Consider the following 25,371-nt stretch of genomic DNA (forward strand, 5'->3'; position numbering starts at 1 on the left):
ACCGACGCTTTATACAACCCACCGGCGCGCCATCGAATACATTCCGACCCAACTACGCCGCCATTATCACCTTCTGGAACCTGGGGCTGGCGTTCGGCATGGTGCTGTTGATCGCCGGGTTCTCCAGTTACCTGGGCATCCGTAAAGTGTTGAAGATCGAGCCCTTCGATATTTTCCGGGGATGATCGCCGGGGCCGCCGCCAGGCAAAAAAAATCCCCTTGCCGGTTTCCCGGCAAGGGGCAGTGCAGCCTGGGATTTACTCGCCTTTGATGGGCACGACTTTATCCGCTTTCATGGCTTCGGGCTTCTTCGGCAACGAGATGTTCAGCACGCCCTTGCTGAAGCTCGCGTCGATCTTGTCGGCGTCGATCCCTTTGGGCAGGTTGAACACTCGCTCGAAGGAGCCGTAGTGACGCTCGCTGAGGTGGTAGCCCTTGTGTTTTTCTTCTTTGTCTTCGTGTTTTTCGCCCTTGATGATCAGGCTGCCGTTGGACAGTTTGATCTCGATGTTTTTCTGATCCATGCCGGGGACTTCGGCGGTGATTTCGTAGCTTTTGTCGTTCTCGACGATGTCCACGGCCGGCATGCCATGGCCCAACAGCTCGCGGCGCCAGAACGGCTCGACATCGAACAGCCCACGGCCGAACGGCGACAGGCTGGAACCGCGATTGAAGTCGTCAAACAGGTGGTCGACCTGTTGGCGCAGTTTTTCCAGGGGGCGCCACAGGTCTGTGGTCACGGGATGCTGGTCGGATTTGTGTTCGGTAGTGACCGGCATTTTTTTTGCGGAATTGCTCATCTCTCGGTACTCCTCTTCAGGTTGAAGGCAGCCTGCGCACTTCCTCAGCGCGGGCTGCCAGGACAGTTCGAATGGGTTACAGGGTCAGTGTCCCGCGCCACAGCATCCAGGCGGCATAGGCGGCAGCGGCCCAGATGATGATCAACAGCCCCGTTTCAGGCCCGCTGAGCGCCTGGCCTTGGCGGGCTTTCATGGTGCCCAGGTAGATCAACGAACCCGGGGCGTAGAGGAGGGCGCTGAGCAGCATGTATTTAGGCCCGGCGGCGTAGAGCAACCAGACGCAATACACGGTGGCGACAGCGGCGATGGCCATGTCGCGCAGTTGCAGGGCGCGGTGGCCGGCGTAGGTTTCACCCTTCCAGGTCATTTTCAATGCGTACAGGCCGCTGAACAGATACGGCAGCAGGATCATCGAGGTGGCCAGGGAAATCAGCGCCAGGTAGGTGGCGCTCGAATACAGGGTCAGCAGCAGGAACACTTGAATGCAGCCGTTGGTCAGCCACAGTGCATTGGCGGGCACGCCTTGGGTGTTTTCCACCGCCAGCGAACCCGGCATGACCTTTTCCTTGGCCGGGGTGAACACCGACTCAGCCGCCAGCAGCGTCCAGGCGAGCAGGGCGCCGCCCACCGAAATGATCAGGCCGATGCTGATCAACACCGCGCCCCACGGCCCGGCGGCGACCTGAAGTACACCGGCCATCGAGGGGTTTTTCAGCGCCGCCAGTTCCGGTTGTTTGAGCACGCCCAAGGACAACAGCGACACCGCAATCAACAGCAACAGGGTGATCACAAAGCCGATCACCGTGGCGCGCCCGACGTTGGCGCGCTCCGCCGCACGGGCGGAAAACACGTTGGCGCCTTCGATGCCGATGAACACCCAGACGGTGACCAGCATGGTGCTTTTGACTTGGTCCAGGGTGCTGCCCAATGCCGGCGCGCCCCAGAAGTCGACGCTGAAGGTTTCACGCTGGAACGCCGCGATCACCAGGCCGATAAACAGCAGCAGCGGTACGATCTTCGCCACCGTCGTCAACGCATTGGCCCGCGCCGCCGTGCGCATGCCCCGCAGGATCATCCAGTGCAACGACCACAGCACCACGGACGCCCCGGCGATGGCGGCTTTGTTGTTGCCTTCGCCGAACAGCGGGAAGAAGTAGCTCAGGGCCGCGAACAGGATCACCAGGTAACTGACGTTGCCGATCCAGGCACTGATCCAGTAACCCCACGCGGAGTTGAAACTCAGGTATTCACCCCCCAGCGCCCGGGCGTAGGCAAACACGCCGTTATCCAATGCGGGCTGGCGGTTGGACAAGGTTTGATAAACCAAGGCCAGGGACAGCATGCCGACGCCGGTGATCAACCAACCGATCAGGATCGCGCCGGCACCAGCACTCGCGGCCATGTTTTGCGGCAGGCTGAAAATACCGCTGCCGATCATCGAACCGACCACCAGGGCAATCAGCAGGCTCAGTGACAAGCGCTTGGGTTCGACCTTGCGCACACTGCCTACGAGCGGATGGGCAGAAGACGGCGGGATGACTGGTTGGGTGCCTTGCAAATGCGTTGCCATGACGAGCCTCCACGAAATGATTGGGCCTGCACCCCTCGGATGTGAGGGGGCGACTGCTGCCATTAATTTCTGCGTGAAGGCCGGGGCCTTGATTGATTTAGATCAGAAAGCCGCCAAACAGTGGCGCGAGGATCGCCGCCAACAGGTCAGGCGTGGGTTTGTTGAGAAAGGTCAACTCGTCATCCGGGGCGCGGTGCAGACTCCTCACAGCGCGGGACCATCGCCACGCCGCATCGACCACTGCACAGGGGAGCAGGACCACGCCATGACGACGACCTCTTGCCCGGTACTGCTGGTGCTGAATGCGGGTTCCTCGACACTCAAGTTTTCCCTTTACCCCGCGTCCGCGGCGAGCGCGCCGTGCCTGGGCAACGGCGGCATCGAGGTGCGCGACGGCCAGGCCACCCTGGTGTATCAGGGCGTCGGGGCCGAGGCAGAACACCGGGAGCAATGGTCGAGCGCCGGCTGCCTGGATGAAGCCTCGTTGAACCGGCTGTTGCACTGGATCGACCGCCAGCCCGAGATGCACATCGCCGGGGCGGCGCATCGCGTGGTGCATGGCGGCGGTCGCCGAGAGGTGGCCGCACGGGTCGATGCAGCGTTGATCGCTGAACTGCAGGCGCTGGTCCCCATCGCGCCCTTGCACCAGCCGCTGTGCCTGGCGCCGATCCTGCATTTGGCCCAGGAACATCCCGACCTGCCCCAGGTGGCGTGTTTCGACACGGCGTTCCACCACACCCTCGATCCGCTGGAAACCCTATATGGCCTGCCGCGTGCGCTAAGCGAAAAAGGGCTACGCCGCTACGGTTTCCATGGCCTGTCGTATGAATACATCGCCAGTGTGCTGGCCGAATACGACCCCCGCGCGGCAAGCGGACGAACGATTGTCGCCCACTTGGGCAACGGTGCCAGTTTGTGTGCGATGCAGGACCGGATCAGCCGCGGCACGACCATGGGATTCTCCACCCTCGATGGGCTGTTGATGGGCACCCGTCCGGGCAACCTGGACCCCGGCGTGGTGCTCTACCTGCTGCGCGAGGGCGGCATGAGTGTGCAGGCGGTCGAGCACTTGCTGTATCACGAATGCGGATTGCTCGGCGTATCGGGCGGGCTGGCCAGTGACATGCGCACGCTGCTGGCCAGCCCCGCGCCGTTGGCCAAACAGGCGGTCGCGCTGTTCGTGCGCCGTGTCGTCAAGGAAATCGGCGCGCTGGCGGCCTTGCTCGGCGGTGTCGACAGCCTGGTGCTGACCGGAGGCATTGGCGAGCATGCGCACGAGGTCCGCGATGGCATTCTCGCGGGGTGCGCCTGGTTGGGCGTGGTCCGCGACGCAGCCCGTGGCCCCGGCCCGTCGGCCTGCCTGACGCTGCCGCACAGCAGCGTCTCGGCCTGGATGATCGCCACCGATGAGAACGCCGTCATCGCGCGGCACAGCCTGGCCTTGCTGGGCCGGTCGGTGCCGCGCGTGACACTTTAGCCGCCGGCGGCCGCTGCCGCCGGTAGACCTGGGGATGACCGTGAGGTGTTGTCGTGTACGCATTCTTGCCACGTAAGCTGCCCAAACAGTTGCACGATTTGACCGAACTGGCGCTTAACCTGCGCTGGACCTGGAATCACGCGCTCGACGAGTTGTGGAAAGCCATCGATCCGCTGCTTTGGGCGCGCACCCACAACCCTTGGCTGATCCTGCAGAACACCGCGCCCCAGCGGCTCAAAGCGCTCTGCCAGGACGCCGCGTTTTCACAAACCCTCGCCCGCGCCATCGACGAGCACCGGCGCTACCTGGACGAGCCCGGCTGGTATGCGGGGCAACGACCGCTCAACGATGGGGCACAGGTCGCGTACTTCAGCATGGAGTTCGGCCTGAGCGAGGCGCTGGCCCTCTATGCCGGTGGCCTCGGGGTGCTGGCGGGCGACTACCTCAAGACCGCGAGCGACATGGGCGTGCCGATCCTGGGCGTCGGTCTGCTCTATCAGGAAGGTTATTTTCGACAGTCCATCGACGCCGCCGGTCGCCAGCAAGAAGCCTATCCCCATAACGATCCCACCAGTCTGCCGATCCAGCCGGCATTCGGGCGTGACGGCGCCTGGCTGAAAGTCGCGTTGCCGTTGCCCGGTCGCACCCTGCATTTGCGCGTGTGGCAGGTCATCGTCGGACGTACGCGCCTGTACTTGCTCGACAGCAATGACCTGCTCAACGGCGCCGCCGATCGTGGGATCACCTCGAAGCTGTATGCCGGCGGTTCGGAAATGCGCTTGTTGCAGGAAGTGGTGTTGGGCATTGGCGGCTGGGCCACCCTCGATGCCTTGGGAATCCGCGTCGACGTGTGCCACCTCAACGAAGGGCATGCCGCGCTGCTGGTGCTAGAACGGGCACGGCGCTTCATGCATAAGACGGGGGTATCGTTCCAGCAGGCCTGGTGGGCCACGCGCGCCGGCAACGTTTTCACCACGCATACGCCGGTGGCGGCGGGCTTCGATGTATTTCCCGCGGCACTGGTGCTCAAGTATGCGCGGGGCTATCTCGACGATTGCCAGCTCTCGTCGCAGGAGCTGCTGGCGTTGGGCCGGCGCGACCCGACGGACGATGACGAGCCCTTCAACATGGCGTTTCTGGCATTGCGCGGGTGCGCCCAATCCAATGCCGTGAGCCGTTTGCATGGCGAGGTCAGCCGCCGACTGTTCAGTGACCTGTACCCGCGCTGGCCCTATGAGGAAGTACCGGTGGGGTATGTCACCAATGGCGTGCACGTACCGTCGTGGGACTCGGCATGGTCCGATCACTTATGGACCCGTTCCTGCGGCAAGGAACGCTGGCTCGGCACGGTGGAAACGCTGGCCGATACGGTCGCCGACACCGATGACAAGGCCTTGTGGGCGATGGCGGCCGAACAACGCCACGACCTGGTCAACTATGCCCGCCAGCGTCTGGCCGGGCAGTTGAGCCAGCGCGACGAGTCGCCGCAGCAGGTGGAGGAGGCGGCACGGGTGCTCGATCCCAACTGCCTGACCCTCGGGTTCGCGCGGCGTTTCACCGACTACAAGCGTCCGAACCTGCTGCTGCATGATGTGGAACGTCTGAAGCGCCTGCTCACCCATGAACAGCACCCGGTGCAACTGATCATCGCCGGCAAGGCCCATCCCGCCGACGAGCAGGGCAAGCAACTGATCCAGGCATGGATGGACTTCGTGCATCTTCCGGGGCTGCGCAGGCATGTGGTGTTTCTGGAGGATTACGACATCGAGATGGCCCAGTATCTGGTGCAGGGTGTCGATGTCTGGATCAACACCCCGCGCAGGCCCTGGGAGGCGTGCGGCACCAGTGGCATGAAGGTGCTCGTCAATGGCGGCTTGAACCTGTCGGAACTGGACGGCTGGTGGGCCCAGGCATACCAGCCGGCGTACGGCTGGGCCATCGGCAGCGACGCCCCCAGCGACGATGAGGTCGACGCCGAACGCTTGTACTCGGTGCTCGAAAACGAAGTGGTGCCGCTGTTCTACTCCCGCGACAACCAGGGCATTCCACGGGAATGGGTACAACACATGCGCGCCAGCATGGCGCAGCTGGGGCCGCAATTCAGCAGCAATCGCATGTTGCACGACTATCTGGAGCAGTATTACCAGCCCGCCATCCAGGCGTTCCGTCGCCGTGGCAAGGACCAGGCCGCGCTCGCGTGCACACTCCATGCCTGGCACAAGGCGCTGGCGACAGGATGGGACTCGATCCATTTCGGTCAGGTGGAATCGCGGCGTGACGGCGATTGGCTGCATATCAGCGTGCCGATCTATCTGGGTGAGATCGCGGCGCAATGGGTCAAGGTGGAACTCTATGCCCACGCGTGCGATGGGTTCCCCGACGCGTGCCTGCCGATGAACGCCGTCGACAAAATGCCCGGCGCCACCCAGGGCTATATCTTTTACGCCACGGTGGCGGCCGAGCGCCCGGCGGATCACTACACCCCACGGGTGCGCGCGTGGCACCCGGAGGCTTTCCTGCCGGCGGAAAACCCGTTGATTGCGTGGCAGCGCTAAGGCTTGACCAAGGCGGTGTAACGTCCTTGTTCGATCCAGTCTTCCAGTGCGGCGGGGCTCATCGGTCTGGCGATCAGGTAACCCTGGGCTTGCGAACAGCCCCACTGGATCAACAGGTCCAGGGTTTCCTGGTTTTCCACGCCTTCGGCAACGACGCAATAGCCAAGGCCCTTGGCCAGGCCTATCAGGGTTCTGACCAAGTGCTTGTCGTTTTGATTGGTGCTCAGCCCGCTGATCAGTGACTGGTCAAGCTTGACGGTATTGGCCGGTAGTTCCTTCAAATACGCCCAGTTGCTGTAGCCAGTGCCGAAGTCATCGACGGCCACCTCGATGCCGCGCTGCCGGACCCGCTGCAATTGGCGGATGACCTCCTCGGGCTTGGTGATCAGCATGCTTTCGGTGAATTCCAGTTCAAAGTCTTCGGGGTCGAGGTCATGGATGCGGATTTCATGCAGCATGGCGTCCACGAACCCGGCGTTTTCCAGGTCGCTGACGGTAATGTTCATGGCGATACGCAGGCACACCCCTCGCGCTTTCCAGGCAATGGCTTGCTGGACAATGGCATTGAGCACCCATAACCCGATCGCCGGCATCAGCGCGGTCTTCTCCGCCAGCGGTATGAACTCAGCGGGGCTGATGCTGCCGAGCAGGGGGTGATGCCAACGGAGCAACGCTTCCACACAATCGCTGCACCCTGACGAGAGATTTATCTTGGGTTGGTACACCAGGCTGAACTGGGTGTCAGCGTCGATCGCTTCGGGCAGCGAACTCAATAGCATCAAGGCCCGTCGTTGCGCGGCGTCGAATTGCGGCTCGTAGAGCGACCAGCCCAACTGACGGTCGCGGGCTTCGTCCGCAGCGCTGATGACCAGGCGCAACCAGTCGCGCCCAGGCTCTTCCGATTCCAGTAGCGGCAGTACGCCTATCCCCACTTGCATGGGGATGGGAATGCCTTGGCATTGGACCGGGTGTTTGAAGTGGTACAGGATGCGCGCGCAAATCTGCGCGGCGGGCTGACCGTCATTCAGAATGAAGCCGAACCGGGTGGGGCTGATTTTATAAAGGAGGCAATCTTGGGGTAACAGCGTTTGCAGGCGGGACTTTATGGCCTGGATAAGTTCGGCGGCGAAACTGTAGCCCAGCGCCTTGACGATATCGTTGAGGAATGCCGGCGAGATGACGTCCACCGCATAAATCTGGCACGCGCCGTTCAACTGCAGGGCTTGACGGATATCTTCCTCGAACCGTTGGCGGTTGAATAACCCTGTGGGTTGGTCCACGAAGTTTCGGGACCTTACCCCGCCGATGTGCATCATCACCAGTTCGGCAAAATTCTTCAGCATTGCCGCGTCGCGTTCACTCATGGGCGCACGGGGAACCCTATCGATGATGCAGAGGGTACCCAGGGTGAAACCGTCCGCTGTTATCAATGGCGCGCCGGCGTAATAACAAATATGCGGGGCTCCCGTGACCAGGGCGTTGTCCTTGAAGCGTGGGTCGAGGGTGGCGTCCAACACCTCCAGCATTAAATTGTCCAGCGTGGTGTAGGCGCAAAAAGACACCTCTCTTGGCGTCTGGGTTGCCTCCAGGCCCACCCGCGCACGGAACCATTGGCGATGTTCTTCGACAATCGAGATCAGCGTGATGGGCACGTTGAAGTAGGCCGAGGTCATCGCAACGATTTTGTCGAAGACCTCATCCTGTTCGCTGTCAACGGTACAAAATCTCGCGACCTCTGCCAGTCGTTGAGTTTCGTTCGAGGGAAGGGGAGCGCCGTTACCCATAATGATCCTCTGAGTGGATGGGTATTGTTCGTACCGTATCAGGCAGTGCCATCATTATGATGGCATTGTTGGCTCGTCAGCCAGTAGCACGGTCTGCCTGCCGACGGGCTGTCAACGCGCCAGTCCGGGGTAAAGCCTGGCGGCCAGCAGTAAAAGCATAGCGAAGACCGACAACATCACCGTAAAGCTGGTACTCAGGGCATACACACTGTGCCCGCCGACGATCATGCTCGAGCGCAATGCGTCGACCAGATAAGTCAGCGGGTTACACACGGCGATCACCTTCAGCCAGTCGGGCATCAACTCCAGCGGGTAAATCGCATTCGAGGCGAAGAACAGCGGCATGGTCAGCACTTGACCGATCCCCATGAAGCGCTCGCGGGTCTTGACGATGCAGGCAATGACCAGGGAAAAGGTCGAGAAAATGCACGAACCCACGAAGACTCCGGCGGCCACCGTCAGCATCGGCATCACCTCCCAGCGGATTTCAACATGCAAGGCAATCGCCACCAGATACACCACGGCAGCTTGCACCAGCCCGCGCAGGCCCGCCGCAAAGGCCTTGCCCATGATCAGCGCGCTACGGTGTGCCGGGGTCACCAGGAGTTTATGCACGATTCCCAGGTCGCGCTCCCAGATAATGGCGATGCCATAGAAGATCGCGCTGAACAGGATGCTCTGCGCCAGGATGCCCGGGGCCATGAAGTCCAGGTAACGCAAGTTACCCGTGGGGATGCCCCGGACCTGGCTGAACACCTGGCCGAAGACGGCCAGCCACAATACCGGTTGGATGGCTCTGGACAGCAGTTCGGTAGGGTCGCGAACGAGCTTGCGCACCTCGGCGTCGCAGACCGCGAATGTCTCGTCGAGGTAATCGTACACGCGGCTCATCCCAACCTCTGGATAGCGTCACGGCTATCGCGGGTGCCACGGTAGTTGCCGTCTTGCTCAAGGCCCACGCCACTGAAATGTACGAACACGTCATCCAGGCTGGCCTGTTCGCCCACTTGTGCCTTGAGCGCATCGGGCTTGCCGACGACCGCGAGCCGCCCCTGGTGGAGAATGGCCAGTTCGTCGCACAGCGTGTCGGCTTCTTCCATGTCGTGAGTGGTGATCAGGATCGTCGTGCCTTTGTCGCGCAACTGTTCCAGCCGCTCCCACACGGTGCGGCGTGCAATGGGATCGAGGCCAATGGTCGGCTCGTCCAGGAACAGGACCTGAGGGTTGTGCAAGGTGGCCTGGGCGATTTCCAGGCGCCGGATCATGCCGCCGGAATAGGTGCGGACCAGTTTCGAGGCCGACGCCTCAAGGCCGGCGAACGCGATGGCGTCCTTGACCCGAGCCCGGCGCTGGGCACCGTGCAACCCGTGCAAACGTGCCGAGAGGTTGAGGTTTTCGATGGCCGTCAGGGCGCCGTCCGCGGACAGCATCTGGGGCACGTAGCCGATATGGCGGCGGACCTCGACGGGTTGGCGGGCGATATCGAAACCCGCCACTGTCGCTGAGCCGGAAGTGGGGTCCAGCAAGGTGGTGAGCATCTTGATGGCCGTACTCTTGCCGGCCCCATTGGGCCCCAGCAGGCCGAATATGCAACCGTGAGCCACTTGCAGGTCCAGGCCTTCGAGTGCCGCGACGTGATCGAAGCATTTGCGCAATTGGCTGATGGAGATGGCAAAGGGCTCAGTGGCATCGGTCATCGTGGATTCCGCAGACTGAGGCAGGGCTGCACGCCCCCCGACCTATCCTTTTTACGCCAAGGCCACGCAAAAGCATTGAGCTAAATCAACAATATCCGGCTCAGGCGCGGCCGGATGTCGCGGCGGCCGTGGCGGGCATGCGCCATGCGCATTTGTTGATAAAAATCAGCAGCCCCGGGGAGCAACTCCAGATACTCACCAGACTCACTCAAGCAGCTCCCTGCTCTCTGGATTCAACAGGAAGGAAAAAATGATGGGCGTAGCCGCTATTTCCCCGCGAGGAGAGCGTTTCGAGCTGGCTGTCAGCGAACGGGTCACGTTGACTGCCGATCCGTTGTCGCAACCGCCGGTTTCACACACCGACATCGGTGCGGCAATCAGAGGAAAGATCCTGTTCGTGACCTCCGAATTGGCCGGCCTGGTGAAAACCGGCGGCTTAGGCGATGTATCGGCTGCATTGCCACGGGCCTTGCACGCCCTTCACGATGTGCGCGTGCTGATGCCCGGTTACCCGCAAGTCCTCAACAGTGGAAACCCGGTGCATGTCATCGGCGAGCTGGGTGGCCATGCGGCGCTGCCACCGTGCAAGATCGGGCGCATGGACATGAAGGACGGCCTGGTCATTTACGTGGTGATCTGCCCTGAACTGTACGAGCGTGAGGGCACGCCCTACGTCGATGACAACGGTCGCGACTGGCCCGACAACCACATCCGTTTCGCCCGTCTCGGCCTGGCCGCCGCGGACTTCGCCGCAGGAGCGCTCACCCCCCTGTGGCATCCGGAGCTGGTGCATGCCCACGATTGGCCGGCAGGCCTGGCACCCGCGTACATGCGCTGGCGCGGGCAGGCCACACCGAGCGTGTTCACCATCCACAACCTGGCTTATCAAGGCATGGTCAGCCGTGCTTCCCGCCGCGAGCTGGGGATTCCCGAGCACGCACTGGGCCTGGACGGCATGGAGTTCCACGGCAAGCTCTCCTTGCTCAAGGCCGGCATGGCCTATGCCAACCACATCACCACCGTCAGTGCCACCTATGCCCGGGAAATCACCACGCCGGGCTTTGGCTGTGGCCTCGACGGCTTTTTGCACAGCAAAGCCGAACAAGGCCTGCTCAGCGGCATTGCCAATGGCATCGACGCCAGTTGGGATCCAGAGACCGATGACCACTTGATCTGCCGGTTCGGCGCCAACGATTGGGCCGGCAAGGCCATGAACGCTGAATACGTGCGGCGGTTGTTCGATCTGCGGCCATCGACGGGGCCGTTATTCGCCGTGGTCTCGCGCCTGGTGTTCCAGAAGGGCCTGGACCTGACCATCGGCGTTGCCGCGCATATTGTCAGTCAGGGCGGGCAGATCGTCGTCATCGGCCGCGGCGAACCTGAGGAAGAACAGGCCGTTCGGGAGCTGGCCCTGGGTTTTCCGGGCCAGGTCGGTGTGCGCATCGGCTTCAACGAAACGGATGCGCGGCGCATGTTTGCCGGCAGTGATTTCCTGCTGATGCCGTCGCGCTATGAGCCGTGCGGCCTGAGCCAGATGTATGCGCAGCGTTTCGGCTCCTTACCGGTCGCGCGCAAAACCGGTGGGCTGGCCGACACGATCGAAGATGGCGTGAGCGGTTTTCTGTTCGACGAGCCGACCCTGGAAAGCTACACGGCGGCACTGACCCGGGCGATCAATGTGTTCGCCAACCCTGAATTGCTCAACGCGATGCGCTGCCGCGCCATGCGCGCGCCGTTCAATTGGCACCAAGCCATAAAGCCTTACAGCCGCCTGTATCTGCGACTGCTGAAAACCAGCAGGAGCATGGCCCCCACACTTGATGGAGAAACATCGTGAGCCGCTTACAGCCTCATATCCTCTGGTTCAAGACCTTGGGTCTCAACGATGTCGCGCAGGTCGGGGGCAAGAACGCCTCGCTGGGGGAGATGTACCAGAAGCTGACCGGCGAGGGCATCCGGGTACCCAACGGGTTTGCCGTTACCTCGGACGCCTACCGTTACGTCCTCGAGCACAATAATGCCTGGGCGCCCTTGCATGCGGCGCTTGACGGCCTCGACCCCGACGACATCAAGGATTTGCAAGCCCGCGGCAAACGGGCGAGGGCGGTGGTCTATGGCTGCACCCTGCCGGATGACCTGAAGGCGGCGATACTGCAAGGCTACGCCGAACTCCAACACGAATACGGCAACAGCCTGTCGCTGGCCGTGCGCTCCTCGGCGACCGCGGAGGATTCGCCCCAGGCCTCGTTTGCCGGGCAGAACGAGACCTATCTGAACATCGCCGGTGAAGAGGCGCTGCTCGATGCCTACAAACGCTGTCTGGCGTCCAACTTCACCGATCGCTCGATCCATTACAAATTCGACAACGGCTTTGATTGCTTCAAAGTCGACCTGGCCGTCGTCGTCATGAAAATGGTGCGCAGCGATCTCGGCGCCAGTGGCGTGATGTTTTCCCTGGACACCGAAACCGGCTTCAAGGATGTGGTGTTCATCAACGCCACGTGGGGGCTGGGGGAGAATGTGGTGCAGGGCACCGTCGCCCCGGACAGTTTCTACGTGCACAAACCCAGCTTCGTCGCAGGGTATCGCGCGGTGCTGAAGCGCAGCCTGGGCAGCAAGGAAAAGAAGATGGTGTTTACCGACACCCTCAATACCGGAAACATCGCCCAGGAATACACGGCGAATATCGACACGCCCAGCGAGGAACAGACGCGCTTTTGCCTCTCTGACGCCGACGTCATGGTGCTGGCCGACTACGCCATCAAGGTTGAAAACCACTACTCCAGCAACGCCGGTGCCTACAAACCCATGGATATGGAGTGGGCGAAGGACGGCATCGATGGCCAGCTCTACATGGTCCAGGCGCGCCCCGAAACGGTGGCTTCGCAGAAAAAAGGCAACGTGCTGCAGATCTATCACCTCAAGCAACGTTCGCCAGTCCTGCTCAGGGGCAAGGCGGTCGGTACCCGCATCGGCGCGGGCATCGCCCGGGTCGTCAACGATGTGAAGCAGCTCAGCGCGTTTCAACCGGGCGAAGTGCTGGTCTCCGAGGCCACCACACCGGATTGGGAACCGGTGATGAAAACCGCCGCCGCGATCGTGACCAACCGGGGCGGGCGAACCTGCCACGCCGCCATCGTGGCGCGGGAGCTGGGTATTCCTGCGATCGTTGGGGCCGCCGATGCGGCAGCGCTGATCAAGACCGGCACGTCGTTGACCGTCAGTTGCGCCGAGGGCGAAAACGGAACGGTCTACGAGGGCATCCTGGAGTTCGAGGTCGAGGACACCGATCTCAGCCAACTGGGGCATCCCGACACCCACATCATGATGAACCTCGCCAACCCCGACCGGGCCTTCAGCCTTGCCTCGCTGCCGGTAGACGGCATCGGCCTGGCGCGCATGGAGTTCATCATCAATGAATGCATCAAGATCCATCCGATGGCCCTCGTCCACCCGGAAAAGCTCGATGACGCCACCCGTCAACAGATCGCCGTACTGAGTACCGCGTATAAAGACCCGACGGACTTTTTCATCAAGACCCTGGCCGAAGGCGTCGCCACCATTGCCGCAGCGGTGTATCCAAAACCCTGCGTGGTGCGCATGAGCGATTTCAAAAGCAATGAATACGCGACCCTGCTGGGGGGACAGTATTTCGAGCCGGCAGAACACAACCCGATGATCGGTTTTCGCGGCGCCTCCCGCTACAGCCATCCGGCCTATGCCGAAGGGTTCGCGCTGGAATGCGCGGCGATGAAATGGGCGCGTGAACACATCGGCCTCACCAACATCAAGTTGATGATCCCGTTTTGTCGCACTGTGGCGGAGGGCGAACGGGTATTGGCGACCATGGCCAGCCATGGTCTGCAGCGCGGCGAAAACGGGCTTGAGGTCTACATCATGTGCGAAATTCCCAACAACGTGATCCAGATCGACGCCTTCGCCAAACTGTTCGACGGGTTCTCGATCGGCTCCAACGACCTGACCCAATTGACGCTCGGCGTGGACCGCGACTCTGACATCGTCGCCTTCGATTTCGATGAGCGCGACCCTGGCGTCAAACAGATGATTCGCCTCGCGGTAGAAGGCGCCAAGCGTAACGGTCGCCACTCGGGAATCTGTGGGCAGGCGCCGTCGGATTATCCCGAGATGGCCGAATACCTGGTGTCGATTGGCATCGACTCAATGAGCCTCAGCCCGGATGCGGTGCTGGCGACGATCCGGCATGTGCTGGCGGTGCAGAAGTCGCTGTTGTCGAGTGATGGGCGCTCGTAACGCCAAAAGGGGTTTGAAGATATCCGTTACACCGGATTCTTCAAACCATTCACCATTTCCTTCAAGCGTGAAACTTGCCCTCATTGTTACCGTTTATCCGTGTCTTGACCTTTGCCTGGCGGCAAGAAAATCAAGGCAACTATAAACATAACAATATGAGGCTTAAAAATGAGTGCTCAATCTAAGCTCGCCGCTGGGTCTTGCGCATACGGTAACGTTACGTTCTTGGATGCAATGGTGATCGGTGCCGGGGTGGCGGGTCTCTATCAGTTGTATCGACTTCGCGAGATGGGCTTGACGGTCCGCGCCTACGATACGGCGTCCGGCGTTGGCGGAACATGGTATTGGAACCGTTACCCTGGGGCTCGTTTTGACTCTCAAGCTGAAATTTATCAGTACTGGTTCTCGGAAGAACTCTATAAATCGTGGCAGCCAACCGAGCGCTTTCCCGCGCAGCCCGAAACCGAGGAGTGGCTGAACTTCGTCGCCAATCGGCTGAACCTCAAGAAAGATATCCAGTTCAATACCCGTATCGCCAGCGCTCACTTCTGCGAGGACAGTGGTCGCTGGGTGGTGACCACCGCAGCGGGGGAAACGATCAACACGCAATACTTGATCTCCTGTTGCGGCATGTTGTCCGCTCCACTGTCCGATCGGTTCCCTGGCCAAGCCGACTTCCAGGGCCAGATCTATCACACCGGCCTGTGGCCAAAAGACCCAGTGGACTTCAATGGTAAGCGCGTGGCCGTGGTGGGTACCGGCGCCACCGGCATTCAGGTGATTCAGACCATCGCCCCAACGGTGGGATCAATGACGGTGTTCGTGCGCACCCCGCAGTATGTGATTCCGATGAGGAACCCTAAATACAGCAAAGCAGACTGGGAAAAGTGGGGCACTCAATTCCACCAACTCAAAAAGCGCGTGCGAGAAACCTTCGCAGGGTTCGACTATGACTTCGACGCCGGCCCCTGGGCCGAGAAAACCCCGGACGAGCGACAAGCCGTGCTTGAACAGCTCTGGAAAGATGGCTCTTTAGCCATGTGGCTGGCGTCTTTCCCCGAGATGTTCTTTGACGAGCAGGTCAACGAAGTCGTGTCGCAATTCGTGCGGATCAAAATGCGCGAGCGTCTGCGGTCGAGGCCCGATCTTTGCGACCTGCTGATCCCGACCGACTATGGCTTCGGCACCCATCGCGTACCGCTGGAAAACAACTACCTTGAGGTCTATTTGCAATCCAACGTCAAGGCGGTCGACTGCAAGCAGTCACCGATCGAGCGCATTGTGCCGCAGGGCATCCAGACCGCGGATGGAAAGATTCACGAGGTCGATATCATCGTGCTGGCCGTGGGGTTTGATGCCGGCTCCGGCGCCCTCAGCCGGATCGACATTCGAGGTCGCGACAGCCGGTCGCTGAAGGAGCAATGGCAACAAGAAATCCGCACAGCCATGGGACTGCAGATCCATGGCTACCCCAACCTGTTCACGACAGGTGCACCGCTGGCACCGTCGGCGGCACTGTGCAACATGACCACCTGCCTGCAGCAGCAGGTGGACTGGATCACCGGATGCATTGAGTTTGCTGCCGAGCATGGCAAGCACGTCGTCGAAGCCTCAAAAGCGCTCGAGGACAATTGGGTTCAGCATCACGATGAGACGGCGGCCAAGACCCTGGTAGTCAAAACCGACTCTTGGTACATGGGCTCCAACGTGGACGGAAAACCGCGTCGGCTTTTATCGTATATCGGCGGCGCCGGTGATTATCATCGCCGATGCGCGGAAATAGCCGCACAGGGTTACCCAGGCTTTGAAATGGCTTGAGGTCGAATGACTGCTCATTAGTTGAGGCTGTCACGACGACGTTGCATGCCGGCGTGACAGCTCGATAAACGAGGTAACCTGAAATGAACAGCTATTACACCGAAGAAAATCACGGTCCTTTTGAGCTTATTAATATCGGGCCGCTCCCGCTTGAAGAAGGTTCATGCATGCCTGAATGCCTTCTGGCAGTCGCCGTGCATGGCGCCCTGAACGCCGACAAAAGCAACGCCATACTTGTTCCGACCTGGTATTCGGGCACGAGCAAGGCGATGGAGCAGATATACATTGGCGAAGGCCGCGCGCTGGACCCTTCGAAATACTGCATCATCGTGGTCAACCAGATCGGTAATGGCCTTTCCAGCTCCGCCAGTAACACGGGCGGTTCACTGGCAGGCCCCGGCTTTGCGAATGTCAGGATCGGCGATGACGTCAGTGCCCAGCACACGTTGCTGACCGAGTATTTTGGAATAGAGAGCCTGGCGTTAGTGGTAGGGGGGTCGATGGGGGCTCAACAAACCTACGAGTGGGCCGTGCGCTATCCAGACTTCGTCAAGCGCGCCGCTGCGATTGCGGGTACGGCGCGCAATAGCGAGCACGACTTCCTGTTCACTGAAATTCTCATTGAAGCGATCACTACCGATCCGGCCTTCCAGGCGGGCTTATACCGCTCATCATCGGCAGTGGCGGCCGGACTTGAGCGGCACGCGAAACTTTGGACGCTGATGGGCTGGAGTCCCGAATTCTTCCGCACCGGACGGCATAAGGCGCTGGGTTTCGAGTCGATGCAGATGTTCGTCGACGGTTTCATGAAGCGCTACTTTGCACCAATGGACCCTAACAACCTGCTGACCATGGCCTGGAAATGGCAGCGCGGGGATGTCAGTCGACATACGGGCGGTGATCTTGCGAAGGCCCTTGGGCGGATCAAAGCGAAGACCTATGTGATGCCCATCTCGCATGACCAGTTCTTTACCGTGGACGATTGTCTGTCGGAACAAAAAATGATTCCGAACAGCGAGTTCAGGCCCTTGAGATCAATCGATGGTCATCTCGGACTGTTTGGTACCGATGCTCAAATGCTCGATCAACTGGATGCCCATCTGGCAGAGTTGCTGTCATCTCCCGCGTATTGAAAATAGCTCGCCAGCCAATAACCCAGTCTCGCAGCCCCGTTACGGTCGCCCATAAGCGGCCGTCTTTTTCCAGGGCTGGAAAGCCTCTGCTAGTATCCTGATGATTGAATGTCCTAATAAAAACAATATTGCCAGGTCATCTCTTGAACGCTTTCAACTCTGCGCCGGCCCGCAAGAAGAGCAAGGATGACGGCCCTCAACGGAGACGTTAAGCATGCCGACTGTCATTACGCCAAAAGAACTTCTCGAGTGGGTACCCGGCGTCGTTCTCAGCGCCAGTGACGAACTCGGCTGGAAAGATATACAACAACGCTCATATCGCTATAAAGGTCAGGACGTCCTTATTCCACCCCTCGATCATTTCATGATCGTTTACTACTTTTTTGGCTGTACGCCGATGGACAGGTGCGTGGATGAGGGATGGACGCGTACCGCCTGCGCTCCGGGCGATATTTCCTTGTTGACGATGTCACAGGACTCCCATTGGAACTGGACCGAAGACATTGATGTTTCTCACCTCTATCTTTCCAATGCACTGATGTCGCGAGTCGCCATGGATGTCATGGAGCGGCCTATCGAAGAAGTGCGCCTGCATGATCTGCTGCGCACACAAGACTCGATCCTGGCCTCGATAGTCGGCGCAATTACCAATGAAGTGGGTAATCGCGCAATGGGGGGCGCGTTATATGTCGAAGCCTTGAGTTTGCAACTGGCCATTCACCTGCTACGACACTACGCCAGTGTCACCTTCAAAGAATCCAGTGCGCCTGGTCGCCTGTCCCAACAGCAAAAGAAATACGTACTGGAATTTATCGATTCGCACTTGGAAGACTCCATACGGCTCGACGAAATGGCCGACGCCGTCGGTTTGGGCGTGTGGACATTCGCCAGGAAATTCAGCGAATCATTCGACTGTTCGCCCCATACATTTGTGACCGAGCGGCGCATTGAGCGAGCCAAGCGAATGTTATACAGCGGCACACTTTCAATTAAAGAAATTGCCTACCATTGCGGGTTTTCGGATCAGGCGCATTTGACGCGTGTGCTGCGTACCAAACTCGGTGTAACGCCAACACAACTAAGGCGAATTAAAACCAGCGGATAGTGCGCCTGTTTGGCTATCCGAGGGGGCGCATCGTGCGCAAGCGGGATGGGCCCCTCGGGTTGCAGATACGGGCGGGGGGCCTGACAACGACGTTGTAATACTATTCAAGATTGCTTGTAGGTCGTTTCCGGGACTACTCTATCGCCCGTCAGACCGCTAACTTGGGATTCTGCAGTCATGGAGCAGAGCGGACGTTCAGGCACTGCGTGGCCGTTAATCCATCGGCCAGCAGCTATGCCGTTGGTTATTCCTGTCGATTGCCCTGTGTCCCTGAACAGGCCCGGCCATCCGCCGCTCCGGCACATGCTCATTGACTGAGCAAGGTTGCACACAGGCTCGCCACGACAACCGAACAGGAAGATGCGAGATGACGCAACGACAGATAGTGCCCGAGAACGCTGCCGCGAACATCGGTGTAGTGGTTGCTGTGCGCGGCAGTGTTGTGGACATGCGTTTCGATACGGTGTTGCCGCCCATCCATACCCTGCTGCGCGCGGGTGACGCCGGCCAGGTGACTATCGAGGTTTTGGCCCAGCGCGACGAACACCATGTGCGTGGCATCGCACTGACGCCCACCCAAGGGCTGGCGCGAGGGATGGGGGTGCAAGACACCGGCGGTCCGTTAAAAGCACCGGTGGGCAATCAGATCCTTTCGCGCATGTTCGATGTCTTTGGCAACACCATCGATCGCCAGCCGCCACTGGACGCCGTCCAGTGGCGCTCCGTGCACCAGGCACCACCGCCGTTGGTGCGCCGTTCTACCCAATCCGAGGTGTTCGAGACCGGTATCAAAGCCATTGATGTGCTCGCCCCGCTGGAGCGCGGCGGCAAAGCCGGCCTGTTCGGTGGCGCGGGTGTCGGCAAGACGGTGCTGTTGACCGAGATGATCCATAACATGATCGGCCACCAGGAAGGCGTGAGTATCTTTTGCGGCATCGGCGAGCGTTCGCGAGAAGGCGAAGAGCTGTACCGCGATATGAAGGCCGCCGGCGTGCTGCCCAACATGGTGATGATTTTTGCCCAGATGAATGAGCCGCCTGGGGCGCGCTTCCGCATCGGGCACGCGGCATTGACCATGGCGGAGTACTTTCGTGACGATCAACATCGCGATGTGCTGCTGCTCGTCGACAATATCTTTCGTTTTATCCAGGCCGGTTCCGAGGTTTCCGGCTTGATGGGGCAAATGCCGTCTCGCTTGGGCTATCAGCCGACGATGGGCACTGAACTCTCGGCGCTGGAAGAACGTATCGCCAATACTGACAGCGGCGCTATCACCTCTATTCAAGCGGTTTACGTGCCCGCCGACGACTTCACCGACCCGGCGGCGGTGCATACCTTTTCGCACCTCTCGGCATCGATCGTGTTGTCGCGCAAACGCGCGAGCGAAGGCCTGTTTCCCGCCATTGATCCACTGCAGTCCAGCTCGAAGATGCTCACACCGGGCATTGTCGGCGAGCGTCACTACCGGCTCGCGCAGGCCATACGCCGCACGCTTGCCCAGTACGCAGAACTCAAGGACATCATTGCCATGCTCGGGCTTGAGCAGTTGTCGCCGGATGACCGCAAGGTGGTCGCTCGCGCACGGCGCCTGGAGCGTTTCCTGACCCAGCCGTTTTTCACCACCGAACAATTCACCAGCATGCCCGGCAAGCTCGTCAGCCTGCAGGATGCACTGGACGGTTGTGAGCGCATCCTGGCTGACGAGTTCAAGGACTTCCCGGAAAGCGCGCTCTACATGATCGGCGCCGTCGGTGAAGCCAAGGCGAAGGCCACGCCTGCCTCCGAGGAGCATAGTCATGCCGCTGATGACACTTAAGGTATTGCTACCGTTCGAAATTTTCGCCGTTGAAGAGAACGTGTCGCGAATCGTCGTCGAGACGCCCGAAGGCTCGTTCGGCCTGTTGCCCAGGCGTCTGGACTGCGTGGCGGCGCTGGTGCCGGGCATTCTCAGTTTTCAGAGCGAAACCCAAGGTGAAGTGTTCCTGGCGCTGGACGCGGGGGTGTTGGTCAAGACTGGACAGACGGTGGTGATCTCGGCGCGACGGGCGATCCGCGGTGATGATCTGTCCCGATTGCACGAGGCCGTCGAGCAGCAGTTTCTGACACTGGACACGCAAGAAATCGCCATGCGCGCGACCATGGCTCGCTTGGAGAGCGGGTTCATGCGCCGGTTCGCATCGTTACACGATCGCCGCTCATGAAGCCTGACCCGAAGCGCCCACCGCCCGGGCCCGGCAGCCCGACCCTGGCCGAACAGGTCGGCGCCAAGGCCGCCCGAAAACTCAAGGCGCGCCGCAGTGCTACACCCGGCGTGTGGTTTGGCCTGGGCATGATGGGGTTGATCGGCTGGTCCGTGGTCGTTCCCACATTACTGGGCGCAGGCCTTGGGCTGTGGCTCGACCATCACTACCCCGGCGGCCGCTCTTGGACCCTGGCGCTGTTGGTGGCGGGGCTGACACTCGGCTGTTTTAACGCGTGGCACTGGGTGTCCAAGGAAGACCAGGCAATGCACGAAGAACTCGATGAGAAGGAGCAGGGTGATGATTGACTATGGCAACTGGGGAATGGCGGCGGGCGCGCTGTTGGCCGGCGGCATACTGGGCGGGATTTTCTTCGGCGGGCTCTGGTGGACCGTACGCCGCGGCGCCTCGTCGCGGACGCCGGCTCGCTGGTTCCTTGGCAGCCTCGTACTGCGAACCGCGATCGTATTGCTTGGCTTCTATGTCGTCGGTGCCGCTCAACCGTTGCGGTTTGGGCTGTGCATGCTGGGTTTCCTGCTGGCCCGTACCGTCATCATGCGCGTCACACAACCAACCGCCGCCACCAAGGCCCCCCATTCGCCGGGAGTACCGCCATGCGCCTGACGCCTGATGCGTGGATCTTCTGGCAGGCTGGCTTCTTGAAGCTCAATGCCACGATTGTATTCACGTGGGCACTGATGGCAGTGCTGGTGTTGGGGGCGGCGCTGATCACCCGCCGCCTGAGCACTGGCCACGAACGCTCGCGCTGGCAAAACCTGCTGGAGATGGTGGTGACGGCAATTGTCGGCCAGATCAAGGATGTCGGCCTGAAGCATCCGCGGCGTTACTTGAGCTTTCTCGGCACGCTGTTCCTGTTTGTCGCTGCTTCGGCGCTGGGTACCGTCGTCCCTGGCTTTGAGCCGCCCACCGCGTCGCTGTCGACCACCGTGGCACTGGCGTTGTGCGTGTTGGTGGCGGTACCGATATTTGGTATCTACAGCCAGGGATTTGCGTCCTACATGAAGTCGTACATGGAGCCGACGCCGATCATGCTGCCTTTCAACCTCATCAGCGAAGCCTCGCGCACCCTGGCCCTGGCGGTACGCCTGTTCGGTAACATGATGAGCGGCGCCATGATCCTCGCCATTCTGTTATCGATCACACCCTTTGTTTTCCCCATTGTGATGACGGTGCTGGGCTTACTCACCGGCATGGTGCAAGCCTACATCTTTACTATTCTGGCAGCGGTTTACATCGCTGCGGCCACCCGTAGCGGCTCAGCGTCCACGCAGCCTGAACCGGCATCGCGGACCTGAGCCAATGCGACACTTCTTTCAACCCACATAAAGGCCCCCTATGGACTCTCTCACCTGGATCGCTGTTGCTTCGATTGTCATGGCAGGCTTGACCACCGGCTTCGGTACCATGGGCCCCGCACTGGCCGAGGGCCGGGCGGTCTCCGTGGCGCTCACGTCACTGGCTCAACAGCCCGATGCGTCAGCCACGATCACGCGCACGTTGTTCGTCGGCCTGGCGATGATCGAGTCAATGGCCATTTACTGCTTTGTCGTGTCGATGATCCTGATCTTCGCCAACCCATTCTGGAATGCCGCTATCGCGTCGGTTGCCCAGGCGGCAGGTAAATAGACCGTGCTCATCGACTGGTTCACCGTCGCAGCCCAAGTGCTGAACTTTCTCATCCTGGTCTGGTTGATGAAGCGTTTTCTTTACCAGCCGGTGCTCAACGCTATCGCAGCGCGAGAAGCGAAGATTGCCGCCGAGCTCAAGGACGCTGCCGACACCAAGGCCAAGGCCCACCAGCAGCAGGACGAGTTCGAGAAAAAGAACCAGTCTTTTGACGAACAGCGAGCGGCCCTGTTGAGCAAGGCCACCGCTGAAGCAAACGCTGAACGTGTGCGGCTGTTGGCCGAGGCGCGCAGTACCGCGGACGCCGCACGTGAAGCGAGTGCAAAAGCACTGGCGGCGCAAGCGCAGGATCTGCACGCCAGTTTAGTCCGCCAGACGCAACGACAGGTTTACGACATCTCGCGCCAGGTGCTCGGCGACTTGGCGTCGGTCAGCCTGGAGCAGCGCGCTTGTGAGGTGTTTATCCAGCGCCTGCAAGCCTTTGACGGGCCCGCGTGCGACGAGTTGGCTGCCGCACTGAAGGCCACGTCCAACGACGAGCCGGCACGATTGCGCAGCGCATTCGATTTACCGGCCGCGCAGCAGGGCTTGATCCAGTCTGCATTGGACAAGTGGGTCGGGCAGGCAACTGTGCTCAAGTTCGAGACCGCGCCTGAGCTGGTCAGTGGTATTGAAGTCAACGTGCAGGGACTGACGCTGGCCTGGAGCATTGCTGACTACCTTCAGGCGCTGTTCTCGGATGTGTCAGAGCAACCATCCTCAACGGGACGCACATGCCCATGACCGAGCCTGTCGACGCGACGCGGCAAAACGCCCAGGAAGATGCGTTCACCCTTATCGGCCAGCGGCTCCAGGCCTTCAAGCCGCATCTGGCCCTGCATGAAGTGGGCACAGTGGTCAGCGTGTCCACCGGCATTGCCCGTGTCCACGGCTTGCCGCACGTGGGGTTCGAGGAACTGCTGACATTTCCCGGCGGTTTGTCGGGCATCGCGTTCAATCTGGACGAGGAGGGCGTCGATGTGGTGCTGCTGGGCGATTCGGCTCACCTGCGCGCCGGCCAGGAAGTACGACGTACCGGGCGAGTGATGGACGTGGCGGTGGGCGATGGGTTGCTCGGGCGGGTGATCGATCCGCTCGGCCGCGCACTGGATGGCGGGGCGCAGCCCGTGACCCGATCGCGCCTCCCCATCGAACGGCCAGCGGCACCGATCATGGACCGCGCGCCCGTGACCGAGCCGCTGCAAACCGGCCTGAAAGTCATCGATGCGCTGATCCCCATCGGCCGGGGCCAGCGTGAACTGATCCTGGGCGACCGCCAGACCGGCAAGACGGCAATTGCCATCGACGCCATTTTCAATCAGCGCGACAAAAACGTGTTGTGTGTGTATTGCGCCATTGGCCAGCGTGCGTCAGCAGTGGCCAAGGCGGTGGCCAACCTGCGTGAAAGGGGGGCGCTGGCGTACACCGTCGTGGTGGTCGCCGAAGGCAACGAAGCACCGGGGCTGTCCTATATCGCGCCATATGCTGCCACCAGCATCGCCGAGCACTTTATGGAGGCCGGCCGCGACGTGTTGGTGGTCTATGACGACCTGACTCACCACGCGCGGGCCTACCGCGAACTGTCGCTGTTGCTGCGTCGGCCGCCGGGCCGCGAGGCCTTTCCGGGGGATATTTTCTACATCCATTCGCGCATGCTGGAGCGCGCGACCCACCTGAGCCAGGAGCGCGGTGGGGGATCGATGACTGCGCTGCCCATCATCGAGACCGAAGCCCAGAACATCTCGGCCTACATCCCGACCAATCTGATCTCGATTACCGACGGGCAGATCGTGCTGTCGCCGTCATTGTTTGAACTCGGCGTGCTGCCGGCCATTGACGTCGGCCGCTCAGTTTCGCGGGTCGGCGGCAAGGCTCAACGCCCGGCTTACCGAGCGGTGGCGGGCGATCTCAAGCTGGCCTATGCGCAATTCGAGGAGTTGGAGACCTTTGCGCGCTTCGGTGCTCGACTGGACGAGGACACGCGCCTATCCATCGTTCACGGCCAGCGCATACGCGCCTGCCTGGGCCAGTCCGAGCTCTCGCCGGTGACGCTGCCTGCTCAAATCGCGATTTTGCTGGCCTTGAATGCAGCACTGTTCGACCCGGTGCCCCTCGAGCAGATGACCGCGGCGCAGCAGGCTGTGGAGGCCGCCGCCAATGGCCTGCCGGCTGCTCTGGGCCAGCGCCTGGCCGATGCCGGCTCGCTCACCGACGCGGATCGCGAGCAAGTCACCGCCTTGGCGCGCCAGGCACTCGCGGCGTTTCTGCCCGCGTCGGAGCAGGCCTGATGGCAGCCACCATCACGGCATTGCGCCGCCAGATCAGCAGCGCCTCGGACCTCAAGTCCGTCGTTCGGGTCATGAAAGCCTCGGCCGCCTCGGCCATCGGGCAGTACGAGCGATCAGTGGCGGCGCTCGCCGACTACGCGCGCACCGTCGAACTGGGGCTGAGCGTTTGTCTGCGTGCGGTCGATCCTGCGGGAATACATGCGCGCGCGCCCCATGCAGGGGATAAGGCGCGTACCGTGCATGCGGTGATATTCGGCTCCGACCAGGGGCTGGTCGGGCGGTTCAACGACGAGGTGGTCGACTATGCGATCGCGCAATTCGCGTCCTTGCCGGTGAAGGTATGGGCGGTCGGTGAACGCGTGCATGAACGACTGCTCGATGCCGGTAGAACGCCTGAAGGCGTGTTTGCCGTGCCGGGTTCCGTGGAGCAAATCACCCAGCTGGTGGGACAAGTCCTGCAAAGCGTGCCGATGGCGGACAGCGCGGATGCGGGGCGATCACAAAACGCCACGCTGATACTGTTCTATAACCGGCCCAGCGCTAACAGCTATAACCCGGTGAGTCAGCGACTGCTGCCTCTGGATGAGCAATGGCAACAGACACTGGCTTTGCAACCCTGGCCGTCACCTCAATTGCCCGAAGTCCTGAGCGCGAACACACAGACGTTGCGTGCCTTCATCCATGAGCACCTGTTTGTCTCTCTGTTTCGCGCCAGTGCCGAGTCATTGGCCAGTGAAAACGCCAGCCGTCTTGCCGCAATGCAACGTGCGGACCGCAATATCGGCGAACTGTTGCAAGACCTCGACGCCACCTATCACCGTTTGCGCCAGGCCGGCATCGACGAGGAACTCTTTGACGTGATTTCAGGGTTTGACGCCCTGGCGCCGAACAGCGAAGCCGGCCCCCAGGGCTGATAGACGGGGCAGTCCTATCCTGAATCAGATTG

The 25,371-nt window shown here is 61.0% G+C and carries 21 protein-coding genes; 16 read left to right on the top strand and 5 right to left on the bottom strand.

The window, feature by feature from the left end:
- Window positions 1-257: 257 nt before the first annotated feature.
- Window positions 258-800, bottom strand: a complete 543-nt coding sequence (locus BLR63_RS07650; RefSeq protein WP_010562908.1) for an Hsp20/alpha crystallin family protein — start codon at window positions 798-800, stop codon at window positions 258-260.
- Window positions 801-876: 76 nt separating this feature from the next.
- Window positions 877-2,238: a basic amino acid/polyamine antiporter gene (locus BLR63_RS07655; RefSeq protein ID WP_231998180.1), complete on the bottom strand. Its 1,362-nt coding sequence runs from the start codon at window positions 2,236-2,238 to the stop codon at window positions 877-879.
- Window positions 2,239-2,635: 397 nt separating this feature from the next.
- Between BLR63_RS07655 and BLR63_RS07660 the strand changes: the two genes are divergently transcribed.
- Together BLR63_RS07660 and glgP are read left to right on the top strand one after the other, a co-directional pair.
- Entirely contained in the window at window positions 2,636-3,847 is a 1,212-nt protein-coding gene (locus BLR63_RS07660) for an acetate/propionate family kinase (protein WP_010562906.1), read from the top strand.
- Window positions 3,848-3,900: 53 nt separating this feature from the next.
- A complete protein-coding gene (glgP, locus tag BLR63_RS07665) occupies window positions 3,901-6,402 on the top strand; it encodes an alpha-glucan family phosphorylase (protein ID WP_010562905.1) in 2,502 nt (833 codons plus the stop codon).
- On the opposite strand, the gene BLR63_RS07670 is transcribed toward glgP, so the two are convergent.
- The 3 genes from BLR63_RS07670 to BLR63_RS07680 form a co-directional block, all read right to left on the bottom strand.
- The gene (locus BLR63_RS07670; RefSeq protein WP_042946405.1) at window positions 6,399-8,186 is read right to left on the bottom strand and encodes a sensor domain-containing phosphodiesterase; all 1,788 of its coding nucleotides are present in this window, start codon (window positions 8,184-8,186) and stop codon (window positions 6,399-6,401) included. The two genes, glgP and BLR63_RS07670, sit on opposite strands and share 4 nt — an antisense overlap.
- A 111-nt stretch (window positions 8,187-8,297) precedes the next feature.
- The gene (locus BLR63_RS07675; protein ID WP_010562903.1) at window positions 8,298-9,077 is read right to left on the bottom strand and encodes an ABC transporter permease; all 780 of its coding nucleotides are present in this window, start codon (window positions 9,075-9,077) and stop codon (window positions 8,298-8,300) included.
- The gene (locus BLR63_RS07680) at window positions 9,074-9,883 is read right to left on the bottom strand and encodes an ABC transporter ATP-binding protein (protein WP_010562902.1); all 810 of its coding nucleotides are present in this window, start codon (window positions 9,881-9,883) and stop codon (window positions 9,074-9,076) included. The genes BLR63_RS07675 and BLR63_RS07680 overlap by 4 nt, the downstream gene beginning before the upstream one ends.
- A gap of 250 nt (window positions 9,884-10,133) precedes the next feature.
- Between BLR63_RS07680 and glgA the strand changes: the two genes are divergently transcribed.
- From glgA to BLR63_RS07750, 14 genes are all read left to right on the top strand, one after another.
- Window positions 10,134-11,720 carry a glycogen synthase GlgA gene (gene glgA, locus BLR63_RS07685; protein ID WP_010562901.1) on the top strand — a complete coding sequence of 529 codons (1,587 nt, stop codon included), beginning with the start codon at window positions 10,134-10,136 and terminating at the stop codon, window positions 11,718-11,720.
- Window positions 11,717-14,155 (top strand): phosphoenolpyruvate synthase, encoded by a 2,439-nt coding sequence (ppsA, locus tag BLR63_RS07690; protein WP_010562900.1) that lies wholly within the window; start codon window positions 11,717-11,719, stop codon window positions 14,153-14,155. Before glgA ends, ppsA begins: the two co-directional genes overlap by 4 nt.
- A 168-nt stretch (window positions 14,156-14,323) precedes the next feature.
- Complete coding sequence (locus BLR63_RS07695) at window positions 14,324-15,973, top strand: flavin-containing monooxygenase (RefSeq protein WP_042946404.1); 1,650 nt, start codon at window positions 14,324-14,326, stop codon at window positions 15,971-15,973.
- An 83-nt stretch (window positions 15,974-16,056) separates the two neighbouring features.
- The gene (gene mekB / locus BLR63_RS07700) at window positions 16,057-17,106 is read left to right on the top strand and encodes an ethyl acetate hydrolase MekB (protein ID WP_010562898.1); all 1,050 of its coding nucleotides are present in this window, start codon (window positions 16,057-16,059) and stop codon (window positions 17,104-17,106) included.
- A gap of 214 nt (window positions 17,107-17,320) precedes the next feature.
- Window positions 17,321-18,211: a helix-turn-helix domain-containing protein gene (locus tag BLR63_RS07705; RefSeq protein WP_010562897.1), complete on the top strand. Its 891-nt coding sequence runs from the start codon at window positions 17,321-17,323 to the stop codon at window positions 18,209-18,211.
- A 367-nt stretch (window positions 18,212-18,578) separates the two neighbouring features.
- Window positions 18,579-20,027 carry a F0F1 ATP synthase subunit beta gene (gene atpD / locus BLR63_RS07710; protein WP_010562896.1) on the top strand — a complete coding sequence of 483 codons (1,449 nt, stop codon included), beginning with the start codon at window positions 18,579-18,581 and terminating at the stop codon, window positions 20,025-20,027.
- Window positions 20,008-20,412: a F0F1 ATP synthase subunit epsilon gene (locus BLR63_RS07715; RefSeq protein ID WP_010562895.1), complete on the top strand. Its 405-nt coding sequence runs from the start codon at window positions 20,008-20,010 to the stop codon at window positions 20,410-20,412. The genes atpD and BLR63_RS07715 overlap by 20 nt, the downstream gene beginning before the upstream one ends.
- Entirely contained in the window at window positions 20,409-20,759 is a 351-nt protein-coding gene (locus BLR63_RS07720) for an AtpZ/AtpI family protein (protein ID WP_010562894.1), read from the top strand. The genes BLR63_RS07715 and BLR63_RS07720 overlap by 4 nt, the downstream gene beginning before the upstream one ends.
- The gene (locus tag BLR63_RS07725) at window positions 20,752-21,075 is read left to right on the top strand and encodes an N-ATPase subunit AtpR (protein ID WP_010562893.1); all 324 of its coding nucleotides are present in this window, start codon (window positions 20,752-20,754) and stop codon (window positions 21,073-21,075) included. Before BLR63_RS07720 ends, BLR63_RS07725 begins: the two co-directional genes overlap by 8 nt.
- On the top strand, window positions 21,066-21,767 hold the full coding sequence (locus tag BLR63_RS07730; protein ID WP_010562892.1) for a F0F1 ATP synthase subunit A: 702 nt from the start codon (window positions 21,066-21,068) through the stop codon (window positions 21,765-21,767). The genes BLR63_RS07725 and BLR63_RS07730 overlap by 10 nt, the downstream gene beginning before the upstream one ends.
- A gap of 40 nt (window positions 21,768-21,807) precedes the next feature.
- Window positions 21,808-22,098, top strand: coding sequence for a F0F1 ATP synthase subunit C (locus tag BLR63_RS07735; protein WP_010562891.1), 291 nt, complete (start codon window positions 21,808-21,810; stop codon window positions 22,096-22,098).
- A gap of 3 nt (window positions 22,099-22,101) precedes the next feature.
- Window positions 22,102-22,881 (top strand): F0F1 ATP synthase subunit delta, encoded by a 780-nt coding sequence (locus BLR63_RS07740; RefSeq protein WP_010562890.1) that lies wholly within the window; start codon window positions 22,102-22,104, stop codon window positions 22,879-22,881.
- Complete coding sequence (locus tag BLR63_RS07745) at window positions 22,878-24,425, top strand: alternate F1F0 ATPase, F1 subunit alpha (RefSeq protein ID WP_010562889.1); 1,548 nt, start codon at window positions 22,878-22,880, stop codon at window positions 24,423-24,425. Before BLR63_RS07740 ends, BLR63_RS07745 begins: the two co-directional genes overlap by 4 nt.
- Window positions 24,425-25,339, top strand: a complete 915-nt coding sequence (locus BLR63_RS07750; protein WP_010562888.1) for a F0F1 ATP synthase subunit gamma — start codon at window positions 24,425-24,427, stop codon at window positions 25,337-25,339. The genes BLR63_RS07745 and BLR63_RS07750 overlap by 1 nt, the downstream gene beginning before the upstream one ends.
- The last annotated feature ends 32 nt before the right edge of the window (window positions 25,340-25,371 follow it).

Source organism: Pseudomonas extremaustralis, assembly GCF_900102035.1.
In the GTDB taxonomy this organism is placed as follows: Bacteria; Pseudomonadota; Gammaproteobacteria; order Pseudomonadales; family Pseudomonadaceae; genus Aquipseudomonas; species Aquipseudomonas extremaustralis.